This window comes from Pseudomonas sp. 14P_5.3_Bac1 (assembly GCF_025466135.1).
GTDB lineage: Bacteria > Pseudomonadota > Gammaproteobacteria > Pseudomonadales > Pseudomonadaceae > Aquipseudomonas.
In genome coordinates, this window is the sequence record NZ_JANLOF010000057.1 from 258,867 (window position 1) to 274,979 (window position 16,113).

Genomic DNA, 16,113 nt, shown 5'->3' on the forward strand with positions numbered 1-16,113 from the left:
CAACTACTTGGAGATCGACATGACTGCACACAACCTCACTGGCAAAGTCGCCTTGATTCAAGGCGGTTCCCGCGGCATCGGTGCCGCCATCGTCAAACGCCTGGCCGCGCAGGGCGCAGCCGTCGCCTTTACCTACGTCAGCTCGGCCGCAAAAGCCGAAGCCTTGCAGAACAGCGTGATCAGCGCAGGCGGCCAAGCCCTGGCGATACAGGCCGACAGCGCCGATGCCACAGCGATTCGCGCTGCCGTCAACGCCACCGTCGACGCCTTCGGGCGCCTGGATATCCTGGTCAACAACGCCGGGGTGCTGGCCATCGCGCCACTGGAAGACTTCAAGCTGGAAGACTTCGACCAGACCCTGGCGATCAATGTGCGCAGCGTGTTCATTGCCACACAGGAAGCGGCCAAACATATGAGCGAAGGCGGCCGCGTGATCAATATCGGCAGCACCAATGCCGAGCGCATGCCGTTCGGCGGCGGCGGGCCGTACGCGATGAGCAAGGCGGCGCTGGTGGGGCTGACCAAGGGCTTGGCACGGGACCTGGGGCCGCGTGGCATCACGATTAACAACGTGCAGCCTGGGCCGGTGGACACCGATATGAACCCGGCGAGCGGCGAGTTTGCCGAAACATTGATCGGGTTGATGGCAGTGGGACGTTATGGCCACGTGGAGGAGATTGCCAGTTTCGTGGCGTATCTGGCGGGGCCGGAAGCCGGGTATATCACGGGTGCCAGCTTGACCATCGATGGTGGCTTCAGCGCCTGAGGGTTCTGGAGAACAGCAAAACCCAATGTGGGAGCTGGCTTGTCTGCGATGGCGTCCTCAAGGTCGCTATCGCAGGCAAGTCAGCGCCCACATTTTTTGGCCTGTGTTGAGTCAGCGCATGGGAGGGAGGCCGTAGGCGGCCAGGTCAAAGTCTGCGAGTTTGCGGATGATCTGGTCGGCATGCGCGTACTTGCTGTCGGCCATGGCTTCATCCGGCACGGCGATGGCGGTCATGTTGGCAGCTTTTGCGGCCGTTACGCCGAACGGTGAATCTTCGAACACCAGGCAATCTTCTGGCGCTACGCCCAAGCGGCGCGCGGCGGTGAGGAAGATATCCGGTGACGGTTTGGCGGCGCCGACTTCCGGGTCGTCAGCGGTGACGATGGTGCCGAACAGGCCAAACCATTCGCGGTGCAGCGTGGTTTTGTGGCCAAACGAATGACGCGACGAGCTGGTGCCCACCGCAATCGGGATGTTATGCGCGTTCAAGTGCCGCACCAGCGCTTCGGCGCCGGGCATGCCCAAGGCCTTGGGGAAACGCTCGCTCATCAGCGGTTCGCGTATTTCCAGAAACTCAGCCGGCGTGATCGGCAAGTCCAACGCTTTCACCACATAGTCGGCCAGGTCCTGAGCACCTCGGCCGATGATGTGCTGCTTGATCCCCCAGTCGTAGGTGCGACCGTAACGTTCGGCGATGATCTGCGTGACTTCGGTGTAGATGCCTTCAGTGTCCAGCAACAACCCGTCCATATCGAAAATCACGGCCTTGATTGGACCGACTGCAATACGCGGTGCATTCATCACAACAGAACCTTGGGGAAGGACTAAAAGGATTCAGCACAATAGCGGTCATGGTTGCCTGCAAGCAACCGTTGCGATGAGCAATCCGCCCTTCCTCTCCTGCCTTACTGAACACAGCGGAAAACTGCGCGAGCTCATCGACTACCCGCAAGAACAACTCCGTTAAGGACCAACACTGTCATTATGCTGAGGTGTTGCCTGTTCTGTCTGTGACTCACTTTTAAAAGCGAACCCGACATGCTCTATCGCGTAGCCGCCGACAGCCTGGTGCTGTTTCACCTGTGTTTCATCCTGTTCGTATTGTTCGGCGGGCTGCTGGCGCTCAAGTGGCGGCCGGTCATGTGGCTGCACTTGCCCGCTGCCGCCTGGGGCGTGGCCGTGGAAGTGTTCCACCTGCCCTGCCCGCTCACCCGCTGGGAAAACCTGTTTCGCCACCTCGCCGGGCAGGACGGTTATGGCGGCGGGTTTATCGAGCATTACCTCCTCACACTGATCTACCCGGCCGGGCTGACTCCAAACATTCAACTGGTGCTTGGCGCGCTGGTGTTGCTGATCAATATCGCGGTGTATGTGCGCCTGATCAGGCAGGCGTAGGCAGGCAGCCCAGGTCAGCCAGGGTGGCTTCGACCGCTTGATCCAGCGGCGTGTGTGGTTCGCGGCCCAAGGTATCGACCAAACGCTGGTTATCCATCCGCAGCGGGGTTTGCCACAGGTAGCGCATCTCCAGCATCTCGCGGACCGTGACCACAAAGGGCGCAGTCACTTGCATCAACCACCAGGGGAAGCGGCCTGCGCGGGGTTGATGACCGGTCCTGCGCAAGACTGCCCGCTGGATCGCCTGAGTCATCTGCGTGCCATCCATATCCTCATGCCCCGCCATATGAAAGCGCGCGAACGCCTCGAGCGTTTCGCGGCGCTCAATCAGCGCGAGCATGGTGCGCGCCACATCCGGCAAGTACGCCCATTGGTGCGCCACACCCGGCGCGCCCGGGTAGCTGACGACATGCACCGGTTTGCCGGGCTTGACCAGGCCTTGGGCAAACCAGTTGTTGGCGACACGGGCGCCAAAGAAATCCCCAGCCCGTACGATCAACACGCGAGCGCCCTGGCGGGACGCCTGTTCCAAACGCTGCTCCAATTGCACCCGGATCGCGCCCTTGCGGGTTTGCGGGTGTTGAGGCGAGTCTTCGTGCAACACGGGAAACGCATCCGGCCCGAAGTTATAGACCGTGCCGGGCAGCACAATCGTCGCGCCTTCGGCGATGGCCGCCGCAACGGTGTTGTCGATCATCGGCATCACTAATTCAGCCCAGCTGCGATAGCCCGGCGGGTTGACCGCATGCACGATCACCGCACAGCCACGCGCGGCGGCAAGCACGTCTTGACGATTGAGCGCATCGCCCTTGATCCAGGAAAAGGTCGAGTTCTCACGCCGGGCCTTGTCCACATCCCGGGTCAACGCACACACCTCCCAGCCCGCCGTGCGCATCTGCCGCGCCACTTCACCGCCAATCCCGCCCGTTGCACCCAGTACCAGAACTTTGCTCATGACCTGCTCCCATGTTGTCGGTGAGGTCATTTTGTGTGCAGCGTCGCTATAGATAAATTGCCGAAGAGCATCCAGCCGCTATACATTTATGCATGGCTACACATATTGGTTGGGAGCTTTACCGATCGTTCCTTGGTGTACTCAAGGAAGGCTCGTTGTCGGGGGCCGCACGGCAGCTTGGCATCACACAGCCCACAGTCGGCCGGCACATTGCCGCGCTTGAAGCGGCGCTGGGCGTGGTGCTCTTTACCCGTTCACCCACGGGGCTGTTGCCAACTGCGGTGGCGCACACCTTGCGCGCCCATGCTGAAACCATGGAGCGCACCGCCGCCGCCCTGGAGCGCGCGGCGTCTTCTCAAGGCGATGAAGTGCGCGGGGTGGTGCGGGTCTCGGCCAGTGAAGTGGTCGGCGTGGAAGTGCTGCCGCCGATCATCACCGCGCTGCGCCGCCAGCACCCGCACCTGCGGGTTGAACTGATCCTGACCAACCGCCTGATCGACCTGCTGCAACTGGAGGCCGACATCGCCGTGCGCATGGTCCGCCCCAGCCAGGAGCAACTGCTGGCGCGGCGTGTCGGCTTGATTGAAGTCGGCCTGCACGCCCGCGACGATTACCTGCACGAACGCGGCATGCCTGTGCAAATGCAGGATCTGGTCGGTCATTCATTGATTGGCTTCGATCAGGAGAACGCGTTTATCCGCAGCCTGGCCATCAAGGGCTTTGAACGCAGCGCCTTCGCCATCAGCAGCGACAGTGACCTGGCGCAATTGGCGCTGATCCGCGCCGGCGCCGGCATCGGCGGGTGCCAGGTGCAATTGGCCAAACAGAACCCGCGCCTGCAGCGGGTATTGCCGCAGGCGTTCGCGTTCAAGATGGACACCTGGGTGACCATGCACGAAGACCTGCGCAACAGCCCGCGCTGCCGCGTGACCTTTGATGCGTTAGTGGCGGGTTTGCAGCGTTACGTACAGGCTTGAGACAGCTTGGTTGGTAAAGAATCAGTCTCCCTCATTCCGTTCGTAGACGCCCCCATGTCCGAAGCCTTCGAAGTCCCCAGCCCCCACGAAAAACACATCGAACACACCACCGAACATGCGCACGGGCGCGGTGACAATTTTGCCAGCCGCATCGCCGTGATGACCGCGCTGATGGCCACCCTCGGCGCCATGCTCAGCTACCAGGCCGGCTCCACCGAAAGCGAAGCGGCGATGGACAAGAACAACGCCGCCATCATCAAGACCGAAGCCGCCAACCAGTGGAACTACTACCAGGCCAAATCCAGCCGGCAGAACCTGGCCGAACTGGCCACGCATATTCCCGGCGTGGACGCTGCGCATTACAAGGATGAGATCGAGCGTTACAAGAGCCAGAAGGAAGACGTGCGCAAACAGGCCGAGAAGCTTGAGGCGACCTCCAAGAAATGGGATCAGAAATCCGAAGAGGCGCTGCACCAGCATCACCGTTGGGCGCAGGCGATGACGGCGATTCAGATCGCGATTTCGTTGGCGGCGATTACGTTGCTGACGCGCAAGGAATGGCTCAAACGCATGTCCTACACCGCTGGCGGTGTGGCCGTAGTACTGGGCGCCTTGGCGTGGCTACACCTCTGACAGACTGAACACAGTCAAAAATGTGGGAGCGGGCTTGCCCGCGATGTCGGTGGGTCAAGCAGCATTAATGTTTGCTGTGCCACCGTTATCGCAGGCAAGCCAGCTCCCACCTTTAATCTCCAGTGTTTTCGGAGTTGGGTTCGGCCATCACATCGCTATATAGTAAAACGCATAACGCCTGATGCTGTTCAACGCGAGGGGAAACCGGTGACCGCACAACCCAAAGAAGCCGTGGGCGCCGCCTACAGTATCGACGCCATGCGCTACGCCCAGGCCATGACCTGGCAAGCCATCGACCACCTCGCCCAACGCATTCGCCCTGGCATGCTCGAATCCCAAGCGCGTGAGCTGGGCAAACAGGTACTCGCCGAGCTCGACATGCAACGCATCTGGCATCCGCTGCTGGTGCGCTTTGGCGCCAATACCCTCAAGGCTTTCAACCAACGCTCGGACGGCGACCCGGTGCTGGGTGAAAACGATATCTTCTTCATCGACATGGGCGCCGTGTGGCAAGGCCACGAAGGTGACGCCGGCGCTACCTTCGCCACCGGCAACGACCCTGAAATGATCGCCTGCGCCAGCGCCGCCAAAGTACTGTTCGAGCGCGTACAATCGCGCTGGAAAAATGACCAGGTCGTAGGCCTTGAGCTGTACCGCTACGCCGAGGAACACGCCAAGGCCATGGGCTGGCAACTGAACCTGGACATCAAGGGCCACCGTGTCAGCGACTTCCCCCACGCGATCCACCGTGGCGGCGACCTGGGGGATTTCGAGCACTGCCCGAACGCCGGGCTGTGGATCCTGGAAATTCAGATTGCCCACCCGAGCAAGCCCTACGGCGCTTTTTACGAAGACCTACTCGCTTAAGGAATACCCATGGAACACTCCACCCAATTCCCCGTGCTGTTGTTTTCCTACGGCACCTTGCAAGACAAGGCCGTGCAACTCGCCAACTTTGGCCGGGAACTGGTCGGCCAGCACGACGCGATGCTCGGCTATTCGCAAAGCTGGGTCGAAATCACCGACCCCGAAGTGCTGGCCACCAGCGGCAAGACCCACCACCCGATTGTCGCGCCGACCGAAGAAAAGGCTGCCAGCGTTGAAGGCATGGTCTTTCAGATCAACGAGCAGGAACTGGCAGCGGCGGATGCCTACGAGGTGTCGGACTACAAGCGTGTGTCAGTGGCATTGGCTTCGGGGCTGACAGCGTGGGTTTACGTGCAAGCCTGAAGATGAAATTGCGGGCAATTGATTTCAATCTGCCAGTGCGCAGATTAAAGTGGCGCCCCCTCGAGAATTGAATCTCGAGGGTCAGTCCATGGAGTTACACAGTGAAGTACGTCAGTAAAGTGGTTGCAGCAGCTGTTCTCGGTTTTACCCTCGCAGGCTGCACCGGCACCGCCATCAAATCCCCGCAGTACGACAGCAGCCAATACACCGTTTTGGGCCACAGTGAAGCCAGCGCTACCGGCATCATGTTGTTCGGCGTCATCCCGATCGGTCAGAACAGCCGCTTTGTGCGCGCCCAGACTGCGGCCATCAAGGCCAAAGGCGGCGACGCGCTGATCAACACCCAAGTGCAGGAAAACTGGTTCTGGGCCTGGGTGCTGAGCGGTTACACCACCAAAATCTCCGGTGATGTGATCAAGCTGAAAACCGCGCAATAAGCCGGAAGTTGCCAGGGCATTGAGCCCGACAAGCGACGTATCATGGGCCAGACCTTCGAGGACGGCCCATGAACCTCAGTATCCTTTACGCACTCGCCGCTGCTGCGCTGTTCGGCGCCAGCACCCCACTCGCCAAAAGCCTCGGCCTGGGCCTCTCGCCCATACTGCTCGCCGGCCTGCTCTACCTCGGCAGCGGCATCGGCCTCGCAGGCGTGCGCCTCATCCGTGATCGTGGCTGGAAACCCACCGGGCTCACCCCGGCTGAATGGCCGTGGCTGATCGGCGCCATCGCGTTCGGCGGCATCCTCGGGCCGGTCGCACTGATGTTCGGCCTGACCCGCACCGCCGGCACGACCGCCTCACTGATGCTCAACCTTGAATCGGTGTTGACCGCCGTCATCGCCTGGCGGGTGTTCAGAGAAAATGCCGACCGGCGCATTGTGTTCGGGATGATCGCCATTGTGCTGGGCGGCGTGGTGCTGTCCTGGTCCGACGCCGGCGGCGCCAGCCACGATTGGCTCGGGCCGGTGGCCGTGGCAGTGGCCTGTCTGTGCTGGGGCATCGATAACAACCTGACGCGCAAGGTATCTGCGTCGGACGCATTGTTCATCGCCGGCGCCAAAGGGTTGATTGCCGGGGCGGTGAACTGCAGCCTCGCGCTGTACCTCGGAGCGCAGATGCCGGGTGTGGCGCAGCTGGCGCCGATCTTGCTGGTGGGGTTTCTGGGGTACGGCATCAGCCTGGTCATGTTTGTCCTGGCCTTGCGCGGGTTGGGCAGTGCGCGCACCGGGGCGTACTTCTCGACGGCGCCATTCCTTGGGGCGGCGGTGGCCCTGCTGGCATTCGGGGAGGCGGTGACGGTCGCGTTCTGGATTGCGTCGGCGCTGATGGCCGTGGGCGTGTGGTTGCACCTGACAGAGCGGCATGCGCATGAACATCTGCATGACGCGACGGAACACGGGCATCGGCACGTACATGATGAACATCATCAGCATGAGCATGGGTTCGAGTGTGACCCGACGCAGCCGCACAGTCATGCGCATTTTCCGGATGTGCATCATCGGCATCGGCATTGAGGCACTGACGGCAAAGCGACCGGGCATTGTGGGAAAGGGCGAGGTAGAGTCGCCCTTCTTTTCAAGGCCAATCGTCAATAAAAAACCAGCTGATGATGAGACCGAAGAGGGAGAGACAGGTCACGAAAGTTGGTATGACCATCCAGTACTTTAGATGCCGAGGTATTTTTTCAACATCCTCAACAAGTACCATGCCTCTCCACTGAATGACTTTTGGGATAAGAATGACGGTAGCCATGGCGTATACGCGTTGAGGCCTTCCCTGAAAGGGCGCATTACGAAAAGTGTGCCTGCATCCGACTATGTAGCTGCTGTATTGCAGATAGCGCTCCGCGGCATCGAGTTTTTTGAACATGGCAGAAAACATGATTGGGAAGCTTATTAGCAAGAGGGCGCATGAGCCCAATACAAAATATTCCAGATACATTCAATTCTCCACGGACTTATAGAGAAATTTACCTAAGAACTCTCCAGCGCTGCTTCCGAGCTTACCTGAGGCGAGGCCGCCCGCAGCACCGCCGACGATGGCGCATGCCAAAGCTCCGGCGCCCGCTGTAGGTATGCCAAAAACGATGGCGCAAGCACTGGTACCGACAAGAGTACCAAGTGTCCCGCCTATGGATGCGCCGCCCACTCCCATCACCAACTTGCCTGCTTCAACATATTTCGCCTGCGTACACTCTTGCTCACGGCCCGTGGAACACGCCTCCGATATCTCCAGCGCCGTGGCCCCAACATCCAGTGCTATACCAATATAAGTCCCCGCCTTTAACATCTGCGAAGCCTTGGCTAGACGCTTGACCCTCTCCTCATACCCACTGATTTCTCCATGGTGCCAGTAGCTTTTACTGGAAATCCCGAGCATTTTTTTAATCGAACCTTCGTTTCTCAGGCCCGTACCCAAACGCGCCATCCCCGAAATTTGAGTATCCAACCTTGCAAACAGCGCCCTACGCTTAACCAGAAACTCTTCCCTTGCCCCCGTGGTGCCCTTTCTCAAGTACTGCTTATGCAAATCCTCGATTTCCATAAGGGTCTTCTCGACCTGCGCTAGATGCTTACTCCAGGCACTGCTGGCACTGCCGATGCCAACAGACGAATAGGACAATATGGACTGCAATTGATCATGGTTTTTGATCAGAAATTGGTCAGTTGCGGAGTATGCCAACAGGGCGAGCTTTATATTCTGCGCCGAGCGCATCAGCTGTGCCTCTGCAGCGGTGCAATCGGCAGTTCGGCTATCGCCAATGATCACCAACTGCCCAGGCAACACCAGCGTGTTGCGGATGTGCTGGTTCAGGGCGTCGAATTTGGTGTGAGTATGCGGATCAAGCGCCAAGCTCATTTTCAGCAAGGGATAAGGCTGCGGTCGTTCGTTGATAAATGCGTACGGTCCCTGCATGCGTGCACTTCCAAGTGACTGAGGCGCACGACTATAAGAAGGCGCTACTGCCGAGGTAAGACGCGTATAGGGGTGGTTTTGATGTTTCAGAAACAGGCCACTTCAATCGAGGCCAATTCCTACGATTGCAGGTTCTGGCTGATCACCTGCCCCAATCATTCAAAGGAGTTGCGTGGATCTGATCGAGATAGATTGCTTAGGCAACGTCCTACAGCCCATTGGGAAGCGTCGACCTACCGCTTCAAAATCGCCAAGCCTATAGTCGCTCGGTCGCCCACATGGCGATCGGGTTTGGCGACTCGACGATAAATCGAAAGAAACGTCCACGCGTATTTGCGGGATGCTTCTGCGCGCAATAAGCTGCTCAACGGTAGCTGTGCGCGGGAGACCTTCGGGTCTGCCGGTTTTTCCGATTGTCCCGGTTCGCCAACCTGCGTACAGCTGCCACCCTTTTGTTTGGCGACAAATGTGTGGTTGCTATTCTCTGACAACCGGAGTTTCACACATGAACCAATACACTGCCCTCACCAGCAACGACAGCGCCACCCCTGCCCTTTTTATCGATACCACCGTGCCGTTGGAAATCCTCCTCGACGCCGCAAGTTGTCGGCTTCGGGCTGTCGCCCAAGTTCTTGAGAACCTTGCCCTACGTAGTGAAATAAGTAGTGATGCAGTTGTGCTCAGCGATTTTGCGTTGCTTTGCTCAATTCCGCTGCGCGATGGGTGCGATTTGCTGGATGTCATCGCGCGGCGGATGGATATGCCACGCGCATGATCTAAGAACGGTACTCTTTCAAACTCCAAAATCACAAACCCCTTGGTCTCTGCCGAAACATGGGGGTTTGTTTCGTATTTGACGCCACATCACTCGCTTTGGAATTCAACAGCTCGTCTGTACACTGAGTTGCCATGACACCTGCGGGATATGCCTTCGATTCAGACCTGCCCCAAACAACAAGACCCTATAAAAAATGAAAATAGTGCACGTCGCTACGCTGGGAATGTTATCGCTCATTCAAATATCACCGTCCTGCGCGGATAACGCCAATGGGAAAAACCTCTTCTCACAGCGATGCGCCATGTGCCACGGAGCGGATCTAAAGGGAACAGGACCATTAGCGAATAAGAGCAACCCTCCTACACCTGACCTGACAACACCTGCATTCAAGAAACGCCTCAATGATTATCCGGGCGTTATTGTATCGTCGGTAATACTTCGGCCGAATGGAGACTTGATTCCGAGAACGTTGCGAGAGAATGGTGTGAAGGTGCCGCCACATGCCTGGACGGTTAATGATTTTCGCGATTTGAATCAATATATGAGTGGTGCTATTTTAAAAAAATGATGCTTTTTAAACAGTAATCCAAGTATCAATTACTTTGTCATTTACCAAGTAAATGTGGATAACCCTCGCAAACCAAGCTCTCTCACCGAGCGAGCGTGTGAGGGCCTGTATTAAATAAGTGGCGTTATTCGAATTCAGCGTTCAGCCACTATAAAGTTCTTTTATAGCCTTGCTGATAACGGCCTGCCGTTTACAAATCGAAGTGCGGCGCCTGGCCAAGGTCTAATGCCGTCAATTGCGGCTTGTCAGAAGCTTCCTAACTTCGATCTATCTCAAGCCCCAGCGCCCAGCGTTTAAAGGGTGCTATGCCCGCCAAACCCAGCAAATCAAAAAACACCCATTTGCGAGTCCGTACCGAAAAAGCCTGAACGGCTTGCCCCGGGGTAAGGCTCTGAGCATTGCTGATCGATATGAGCGCACCAGACATACTTCCCATATATTGACCCAGCCAAACCCGGACGGCAGCAAATTCGCACCCCGGAAAAAACGGGACTTGCGCGGCAGGCAAGGCCGTTGAGATGCTCAAAAAACTACGCACCGCGACCTACATGAAAGCCCGAGGCGACAGCAACGCCTTGACCGTGAGTTTCAGCGGGCGCATTGCCCGAATCGCCAGCGCTCACCAATTCGGTCTTAAAGACCGTACTGAGCGCAGTGCACCAGAGATCCGTTACGAGCAACGTGAATTATTAGGCTTCACAGACATGGACTTTGATATAATTCCCGGCGCTGTACTGACAAAGCCAACTCAATAAACTCTTTTTGATCGAGAACTAAAATGCAAGGAAAGCAAAACATGGCAAAGCCAAACTACAAAATGATCGTAGCCTTGTGGGTGGCCGCTTTCATACTAGCGTTTGTATCACCTATCACAGCTGGTATATTCGGCAAACCAGAAATAGCTATATCGACGTTGATTCTCGGAGTCTTTTTGGCTCTCATTATGATACTTGACCTCAAGCAAGATAGAGTGATCAAGGGCTTATTCATCATAATGTTTGGCGTATTATTTCAAACTCTATACTTAAAAATAATTTACATATTTGTTCCTTTTAACACTATTCCGGAGCATTACAAAGATTACCTAGACATCTACTCGCAAGTATTATTATTTGCTTGCTCAGGAGCAGGCGGAAGTATCATTGCGGCTCACGCGGACAAAAGCTCTCTAGATAATGACTCGGCCGCCTCCAGCGAAAAACATACCTGCCATGACGTAGAAATCAAAAAGCTAACCACTACAATTGAAAAACTTCATAAAAAACTAAACTCCATTATCATGGCGATCGCTTCATTAGGCATGATTGTCATAATTCTGGCAGTAGCTATTTTTATTCGATAGTTCGCTATACTTCCCCGCATTAATTCTTTGATAATTTAGCGACTTGTAAAAACTCCGCTTACGACTCCCGCAAGCTGCACCTCCTCACACATGGCGCCAACATCGGCGCCATGAACGACTTAGCTGCCCTCGCCCGCATGCTCGAAAACCTCATCCACTTCGGCGTCATCGCCGCCGTGCAGATGGAGCCCCGCGCGTGGAGGTAAAAATCGGAACGCTGACAACCGTTTAACTTCCATGGCTCGCGTGGCGCGCCGAGGACGACCGCGAATGGTACCCGCCCACCCTAGCAGAGCAGGTGATTCTGCTCAGCCCATCCGGCCAGCTTGCCAACGGTATCGTCGTACAGGCGCATTCAGGCCCGAGATTGTCAGAGACCATCGCACTGGCCTGGGAGGACGTCGATCTGCAGCTAGGAACAGTGACTTTCGGGCGCTCCAAGGTGCGCGGTGCCTACCGAGTGACCAAAACCCGGCGCTCGACGCGCAAGGTGCGCCTGTTGAAACCGGAGCGGGATGCCTTGCGGAAACTGGACACCATCAACCAGCTGAAAACAGTGGACACGGTCGATGTGGTCTAGCGGGACAACAAAACTGTCCGTAAGCACAAGCTGCACTTTGTTTTCCTGAACACTAAGAGCGGCCTGCCGCACGTCAGCGACTTTGTCGTGAGGGACAGGTTTTTCAAAGCGCACTTGAAAGCGGCCGGCGTTCGCTATCGCGGACCTGGCCAGTGTCGGCACACCTATGCCAGCGAGTTGCTCACCACCGGCGTGGCTTCGGTTGATTGGATTGTGGAGCAGATGGGCCACACCAGTGCCAACATGATCCGGCAGCACTACGAAACGTGGATTAATTAGGATGGGCCAGACGTCATCAGCATGCTTTAACTTGCGCTGAATCTCTAGGCATCGTCTCAAAGGCGCCAAACTGGCCCCAATTAGTGGCTCAGAATACAGTTTTTATAACCTTATCGGTCCCAGAAATCAGTTCGCCTACCTCCTCTACGGTTGGATCAGCGGCATTTTTATGCCCACATTTATTACGAATGTCGCCCAGATATTGGATATGTCTAGACTGCGAAAGCTCTATAACGCCCGCAGCTTTAAGCGCGTCGTTGAGGACTGAGATAGTTCCAGACTTTTTAGGAACGGTATGGTTATCACACACCTGTTTCAAATGGCCTTCCAGCACAACTCCGGCTACGGCCCCCGCAGCACGAGCAAATTTGTTTTTCAGCAGCTCTCTGGCAACATCAAGCTCGGAGTCGAAGAGATCCGCCTGTACCAATTGCTTGATGTCAAAGAGTGAACTCTCAAAACGTTTCTCTATGGACTCAAGAATGGCTATCTGCTGCTGCAGCAATCGAACAGCTGCAGATGTATCAACGATAACGTCCCCGTTATACGCTTTTGACAAAAGCGATTGGCACGCGTCCTCAATTCGATAAGTTTCCATATCAAATGACTTTCGAGTTTTTGGTCGCTCGTAAAATTTTACGAAATCCGCATACCGGTCGGGAAGTAGCTGTTTTACAACGACCAGAGCTTCCGAATACCAGTGGTGATAGCAAATATGAAAAGGTTTGAGTTTTTGGTCGTAGTTTTCAATTTCTTCTTTGGTCCACCCTCCCTTAGCCAAACGGGCTCGCCATACACTCTTACCATCTGCACTTCGGCGAAGCGCTTGAAGAACTGCGCCCCCCTCGTGAAGTAATGCCGTCAGGTCTTTCCGGTACTTTTCTAAATTGGACACTGTCATTGCTACCTCGTGCGTAGATGACCAGTTTGTCGGTCAAACGAGGAAGAGTAATAGCATTTCAATGCTACGAATAGTTGCGCCAGTTTTTCCGCACCCATCATTCCCTCTGTAGAAGTTCTAGGCCTGGCTCCCCGGGAGCCGACAGTGCTTAAACACAGAGATTCGGTGTTAGGTCGGACTTGGCAAAAAGCTCAGGTGTTCCCATGGATGTTCCCATACGGGCCTTTTTAATCCTCTGAAGACGCAAAACCCCTGAAAACCTTAACGTTTTCAGGGGTTTTGTCGTTTCAAATTTGGCGGTGAAGGAGAGATTCGAAACTACCCGCAAAGTCACTTTCATTATGCAAGTTCCCGGTTTACGCGGGCTGCAGCGGTGCTCTCGCTCTAAAAAATCGGCTTTCTCAGTCCCATGGTAGTCCCATGGGTTTTGCACCAATTTAGTGCGCGAGGGTTAAAAGGAGGTAAAAAACGGGGTGCCGTCCGATTTATGTTGAGGCATGGGAAAAAGGTAATATTGGTAATATGCTTGATAAAACAGAATAAAACCCATTAATTTCAATGACTTGATGGACATTTAAAAAGGTAATAATTTGGTAATTTATAGGTTAGGTCATTACCTTTTCATCGAGTAATTACTGACAGGCTCAATCCCCAACAAAACCGGGGACTTGGGCGAATATTACCTTCGCCATTACCAAATATTACCCCTCAAGGTAATGCGTCAAACCCACGAACCACGCGGGCTGCGGCAGATCTAAGCCCTATCCTTACCAAAATTACCTTTTTCCCAGCCCTGGTTCCAAAATAGCCATCTGTTTGGCGAGTCCTTCAGCTTGCGGCTAGTCCGAGAACTCACAATAGGAATTCCTCATATGGCGCATGAATACTCGCTCTCAGATGTGCTTGAAAGGATGTATGAAACTCAGTTGGCAGTTGAAGCCGCTGTGATGGAACTCACGCTATGCCTGGAACAACAAAACTCGGTAGAAGTGGGTGAAAACGTGCGGGGTACCTTAGAGGCAATCGGTGAGAACGCGGGGCATATCAAGCAAGGCTTGGCGCGCCTGAAAAGGTCAGGAGCCACTTAATGCGGCGAGACAAATTGTGAAATGCTTAAATGTTGCCGAGGCCCCCACGTTTCGGGGCTTATGGAAGATTTCAGCCTCTTCGAGGACCGCTACATACGGTGAGAAAAAGATCTATCCCATTTCGGAAAATGCCCATAATCCTACGCTTTCTTCCCTTTCAATCAATGAACCCGGGGGTCTCCACCCCTGCACCGTTCATGATCGCTTACTACGTTGCTGTGCGACCGCCCTGCACTTATCTTCAATTTTTTGCAATCCGTGAAACTGCTGATCGGCCGTGGAGCCTCCCGGCCCGCCTGGGCTGCGGGTTCGTTTGCACTCCATCTGGGTTTGCACAAAAAAAGGACGCAAACCCCGTCGGCGGGAGGGGGATAAGTGCTTTTTCATCAAATTTTTTCTCGCGTCTAGCTTTGTGCCTACGCTTATTTTTGGAGGTGCCGGTTAGTGAAACCCTCAATCCAAAATCATCCCACACCTAGAAAAAGCAATGCTATGCTCTATTTCATGAGTAAACTTGAAAGGAAAGATAATGAACCTGAATGATTTATTTGCGCATATCGAAACAACTTTATTATCAAGATTCAAACAATCGGGATTTATCCAGCACAATGGTGACAAAGGAGAGAATAGGGAAGAATTCATAATGGAATTCCTTAGAGAGCACCTACCTAAAAGATATGGCGTAACAAAGGGAGAGGTAATAACTAAGAATGGTGAAAGATCACATGCAATCGACATTGTGATATATGACGCAGTTAACTGCCCAGTATTATATGCAGGCAAAACCTCAATATTACCAATAGAGGGAATTTATGGAATTATCGAAGTAAAATCCTCTTTATCAAAACCAGAGTTTGACGACGCAGCAAAAAAAATCAGATTTTTTAAAGAGCTCGCCCCCAGAGATCTGGGGGTGATCACGAGCAGAGACTTTGCGACAGTACATCGAGCATCTAGACCTTTTGGGATTGTGCTCGGTTTCCAGCTATCTGGAAACTCATTAGACTCCCTCACTGCAAACTGGATGCAACAATCTCAAGAAGTGCATGACGTTAACTTTTTTTGCAATTTGGTTTGTGTTCTCGGAGAGGGAGTATTACGCTACGAAAGTGTGAATCTAACTAGAGGTGAAAAAAACCTATTATTAGATACTGATGAGTTTGTGAACTTAGTACTTACTATTCACAAAAGAGAGAAAAACAAAGAAGCATATGACGAAATCCTATTAAGAATAATTAAAGAAGATGCAAAAGACAGGGCATTCGGTAGGTTTTTTACATATTTACTTATCATGCTTAATAGAATGAAGCTAAACACACCCGACCTTGGTCAATATATAGATCCAGAATTACCAATATCTGTAGTCAGGGAATAATCATGGCCAAAATCGATCAGGATGAACCATGCCCTTGTGGGTCGGGGCAGCTCTTTAAAGATTGCCATAGTCGAAACGTAAAGCGCCCAGCTGCACCCCCAATAGATAAAATAATCTCACTGAAAATCATTCCAGAACCAGACCCCAATACGAGGTCCATATTTTGCAGAGACGGTGATAGCACAGTTATTTTTGAAGGCTTCCTAGAAGGAACAGCACTGATATGTGGAAACTGCTCTAAGAATCTAGTTATTGGATTACCTAAAGAATCAGTGCAAAACTTGGTACTGCATTGCAATAACTGCCAAGCATTTAACGAAACCTAGACTTG

20 protein-coding genes and 1 pseudogene are annotated in these 16,113 nt (G+C 54.4%); 16 read left to right on the plus strand and 5 right to left on the minus strand.

Features of this window, described 5'->3' with window-relative positions; all coding sequences use genetic code 11:
* Positions 1–19 precede the first annotated feature (19 nt).
* Positions 20–766: a 3-oxoacyl-ACP reductase family protein gene (locus NTD89_RS15020; protein ID WP_145159175.1), complete on the plus strand. Its 747-nt coding sequence runs from the start codon at positions 20–22 to the stop codon at positions 764–766.
* 111 nt (positions 767–877) lie between these two features.
* Here NTD89_RS15020 and NTD89_RS15025 read toward each other — a convergent pair whose 3' ends face one another.
* Positions 878–1,567, minus strand: coding sequence for an HAD-IA family hydrolase (locus NTD89_RS15025; RefSeq protein ID WP_145159177.1), 690 nt, complete (start codon positions 1,565–1,567; stop codon positions 878–880).
* A 237-nt stretch (positions 1,568–1,804) separates the two neighbouring features.
* Here NTD89_RS15025 and NTD89_RS15030 point away from each other — a divergent pair, with 237 nt between their 5' ends.
* Entirely contained in the window at positions 1,805–2,161 is a 357-nt protein-coding gene (locus tag NTD89_RS15030) for a DUF2784 domain-containing protein (RefSeq protein WP_145159179.1), read from the plus strand.
* On the opposite strand, the gene NTD89_RS15035 is transcribed toward NTD89_RS15030, so the two are convergent.
* Positions 2,148–3,116: an NAD-dependent epimerase/dehydratase family protein gene (locus NTD89_RS15035; protein WP_262208428.1), complete on the minus strand. Its 969-nt coding sequence runs from the start codon at positions 3,114–3,116 to the stop codon at positions 2,148–2,150. The two genes, NTD89_RS15030 and NTD89_RS15035, sit on opposite strands and share 14 nt — an antisense overlap.
* A 92-nt stretch (positions 3,117–3,208) precedes the next feature.
* Between NTD89_RS15035 and NTD89_RS15040 the strand changes: the two genes are divergently transcribed.
* The 6 genes from NTD89_RS15040 (at position 3,209) to NTD89_RS15065 (ending at position 7,469) form a co-directional block, all read left to right on the plus strand.
* Positions 3,209–4,093: a LysR family transcriptional regulator gene (locus tag NTD89_RS15040; protein ID WP_262208429.1), complete on the plus strand. Its 885-nt coding sequence runs from the start codon at positions 3,209–3,211 to the stop codon at positions 4,091–4,093.
* A gap of 54 nt (positions 4,094–4,147) precedes the next feature.
* Positions 4,148–4,726 (plus strand): DUF4337 domain-containing protein, encoded by a 579-nt coding sequence (locus NTD89_RS15045; RefSeq protein ID WP_262208430.1) that lies wholly within the window; start codon positions 4,148–4,150, stop codon positions 4,724–4,726.
* Between the two features lie 207 nt (positions 4,727–4,933).
* Positions 4,934–5,593, plus strand: a complete 660-nt coding sequence (locus NTD89_RS15050; protein ID WP_262208431.1) for an aminopeptidase P family protein — start codon at positions 4,934–4,936, stop codon at positions 5,591–5,593.
* Between the two features lie 9 nt (positions 5,594–5,602).
* Complete coding sequence (locus NTD89_RS15055) at positions 5,603–5,956, plus strand: gamma-glutamylcyclotransferase family protein (RefSeq protein ID WP_094950323.1); 354 nt, start codon at positions 5,603–5,605, stop codon at positions 5,954–5,956.
* Positions 5,957–6,057: 101 nt separating this feature from the next.
* Complete coding sequence (locus tag NTD89_RS15060; protein WP_106576263.1) at positions 6,058–6,393, plus strand: hypothetical protein; 336 nt, start codon at positions 6,058–6,060, stop codon at positions 6,391–6,393.
* Positions 6,394–6,461: 68 nt separating this feature from the next.
* Complete coding sequence (locus NTD89_RS15065; RefSeq protein ID WP_262208434.1) at positions 6,462–7,469, plus strand: DMT family transporter; 1,008 nt, start codon at positions 6,462–6,464, stop codon at positions 7,467–7,469.
* Between the two features lie 61 nt (positions 7,470–7,530).
* On the opposite strand, the gene NTD89_RS15070 is transcribed toward NTD89_RS15065, so the two are convergent.
* A complete protein-coding gene (locus tag NTD89_RS15070; RefSeq protein ID WP_262208435.1) occupies positions 7,531–7,896 on the minus strand; it encodes a hypothetical protein in 366 nt (121 codons plus the stop codon).
* On the minus strand, positions 7,897–8,871 hold the full coding sequence (locus NTD89_RS15075; protein ID WP_262208436.1) for a hypothetical protein: 975 nt from the start codon (positions 8,869–8,871) through the stop codon (positions 7,897–7,899).
* Positions 8,872–9,376: 505 nt separating this feature from the next.
* Between NTD89_RS15075 and NTD89_RS15080 the strand changes: the two genes are divergently transcribed.
* The 5 genes and pseudogenes from NTD89_RS15080 to NTD89_RS29395 all read left to right on the plus strand — a co-directional run.
* The gene (locus NTD89_RS15080) at positions 9,377–9,646 is read left to right on the plus strand and encodes a short-chain dehydrogenase (RefSeq protein WP_262208438.1); all 270 of its coding nucleotides are present in this window, start codon (positions 9,377–9,379) and stop codon (positions 9,644–9,646) included.
* Positions 9,647–9,842: 196 nt separating this feature from the next.
* Positions 9,843–10,217, plus strand: a complete 375-nt coding sequence (locus NTD89_RS15085; protein ID WP_262208439.1) for a cytochrome c — start codon at positions 9,843–9,845, stop codon at positions 10,215–10,217.
* Positions 10,218–10,735: 518 nt separating this feature from the next.
* Complete coding sequence (locus NTD89_RS15090; protein WP_410017215.1) at positions 10,736–10,972, plus strand: phage virion morphogenesis protein; 237 nt, start codon at positions 10,736–10,738, stop codon at positions 10,970–10,972.
* A 41-nt stretch (positions 10,973–11,013) separates the two neighbouring features.
* Positions 11,014–11,559, plus strand: a complete 546-nt coding sequence (locus NTD89_RS15095; protein WP_242195975.1) for a hypothetical protein — start codon at positions 11,014–11,016, stop codon at positions 11,557–11,559.
* A 277-nt stretch (positions 11,560–11,836) separates the two neighbouring features.
* A pseudogene (locus tag NTD89_RS29395) lies at positions 11,837–12,418 on the plus strand (tyrosine-type recombinase/integrase); the annotation flags it as partial.
* 88 nt (positions 12,419–12,506) lie between these two features.
* Here the strand turns inward: NTD89_RS29395 and NTD89_RS15110 are convergent.
* Complete coding sequence (locus NTD89_RS15110) at positions 12,507–13,319, minus strand: hypothetical protein (protein WP_262208440.1); 813 nt, start codon at positions 13,317–13,319, stop codon at positions 12,507–12,509.
* A gap of 872 nt (positions 13,320–14,191) precedes the next feature.
* Here NTD89_RS15110 and NTD89_RS15115 point away from each other — a divergent pair.
* The 3 genes from NTD89_RS15115 (at position 14,192) to NTD89_RS29545 (ending at position 16,108) form a co-directional block, all read left to right on the plus strand.
* Positions 14,192–14,407, plus strand: a complete 216-nt coding sequence (locus tag NTD89_RS15115) for a hypothetical protein (RefSeq protein WP_262208441.1) — start codon at positions 14,192–14,194, stop codon at positions 14,405–14,407.
* Between the two features lie 529 nt (positions 14,408–14,936).
* Positions 14,937–15,782 carry a DUF6602 domain-containing protein gene (locus NTD89_RS15120; protein ID WP_262208442.1) on the plus strand — a complete coding sequence of 282 codons (846 nt, stop codon included), beginning with the start codon at positions 14,937–14,939 and terminating at the stop codon, positions 15,780–15,782.
* Positions 15,783–15,784: 2 nt separating this feature from the next.
* The gene (locus tag NTD89_RS29545) at positions 15,785–16,108 is read left to right on the plus strand and encodes an SEC-C metal-binding domain-containing protein (protein WP_410017216.1); all 324 of its coding nucleotides are present in this window, start codon (positions 15,785–15,787) and stop codon (positions 16,106–16,108) included.
* Positions 16,109–16,113: the final 5 nt, after the last annotated feature.

Coding starts and splice junctions, on each gene's coding strand:
- NTD89_RS15090 (WP_410017215.1), top strand. CDS start 10,736: ATGCTCAAAAAACTACGCACCGCGACCTACATGAAAGCCCGAGGCGAC.
- NTD89_RS15115 (WP_262208441.1), top strand. CDS start 14,192: ATGGCGCATGAATACTCGCTCTCAGATGTGCTTGAAAGGATGTATGAA.
- NTD89_RS15075 (WP_262208436.1), bottom strand. CDS start 8,871: ATGCAGGGACCGTACGCATTTATCAACGAACGACCGCAGCCTTATCCC.
- NTD89_RS15120 (WP_262208442.1), top strand. CDS start 14,937: ATGAACCTGAATGATTTATTTGCGCATATCGAAACAACTTTATTATCA.
- NTD89_RS15045 (WP_262208430.1), top strand. CDS start 4,148: ATGTCCGAAGCCTTCGAAGTCCCCAGCCCCCACGAAAAACACATCGAA.
- NTD89_RS15110 (WP_262208440.1), bottom strand. CDS start 13,319: ATGACAGTGTCCAATTTAGAAAAGTACCGGAAAGACCTGACGGCATTA.
- NTD89_RS15085 (WP_262208439.1), top strand. CDS start 9,843: ATGAAAATAGTGCACGTCGCTACGCTGGGAATGTTATCGCTCATTCAA.
- NTD89_RS15035 (WP_262208428.1), bottom strand. CDS start 3,116: ATGAGCAAAGTTCTGGTACTGGGTGCAACGGGCGGGATTGGCGGTGAA.
- NTD89_RS15080 (WP_262208438.1), top strand. CDS start 9,377: ATGAACCAATACACTGCCCTCACCAGCAACGACAGCGCCACCCCTGCC.
- NTD89_RS29545 (WP_410017216.1), top strand. CDS start 15,785: ATGGCCAAAATCGATCAGGATGAACCATGCCCTTGTGGGTCGGGGCAG.
- NTD89_RS15020 (WP_145159175.1), top strand. CDS start 20: ATGACTGCACACAACCTCACTGGCAAAGTCGCCTTGATTCAAGGCGGT.
- NTD89_RS15065 (WP_262208434.1), top strand. CDS start 6,462: ATGAACCTCAGTATCCTTTACGCACTCGCCGCTGCTGCGCTGTTCGGC.
- NTD89_RS15030 (WP_145159179.1), top strand. CDS start 1,805: ATGCTCTATCGCGTAGCCGCCGACAGCCTGGTGCTGTTTCACCTGTGT.
- NTD89_RS15040 (WP_262208429.1), top strand. CDS start 3,209: ATGGCTACACATATTGGTTGGGAGCTTTACCGATCGTTCCTTGGTGTA.
- NTD89_RS15055 (WP_094950323.1), top strand. CDS start 5,603: ATGGAACACTCCACCCAATTCCCCGTGCTGTTGTTTTCCTACGGCACC.
- NTD89_RS15070 (WP_262208435.1), bottom strand. CDS start 7,896: ATGTATCTGGAATATTTTGTATTGGGCTCATGCGCCCTCTTGCTAATA.
- NTD89_RS15095 (WP_242195975.1), top strand. CDS start 11,014: ATGGCAAAGCCAAACTACAAAATGATCGTAGCCTTGTGGGTGGCCGCT.
- NTD89_RS15025 (WP_145159177.1), bottom strand. CDS start 1,567: ATGAATGCACCGCGTATTGCAGTCGGTCCAATCAAGGCCGTGATTTTC.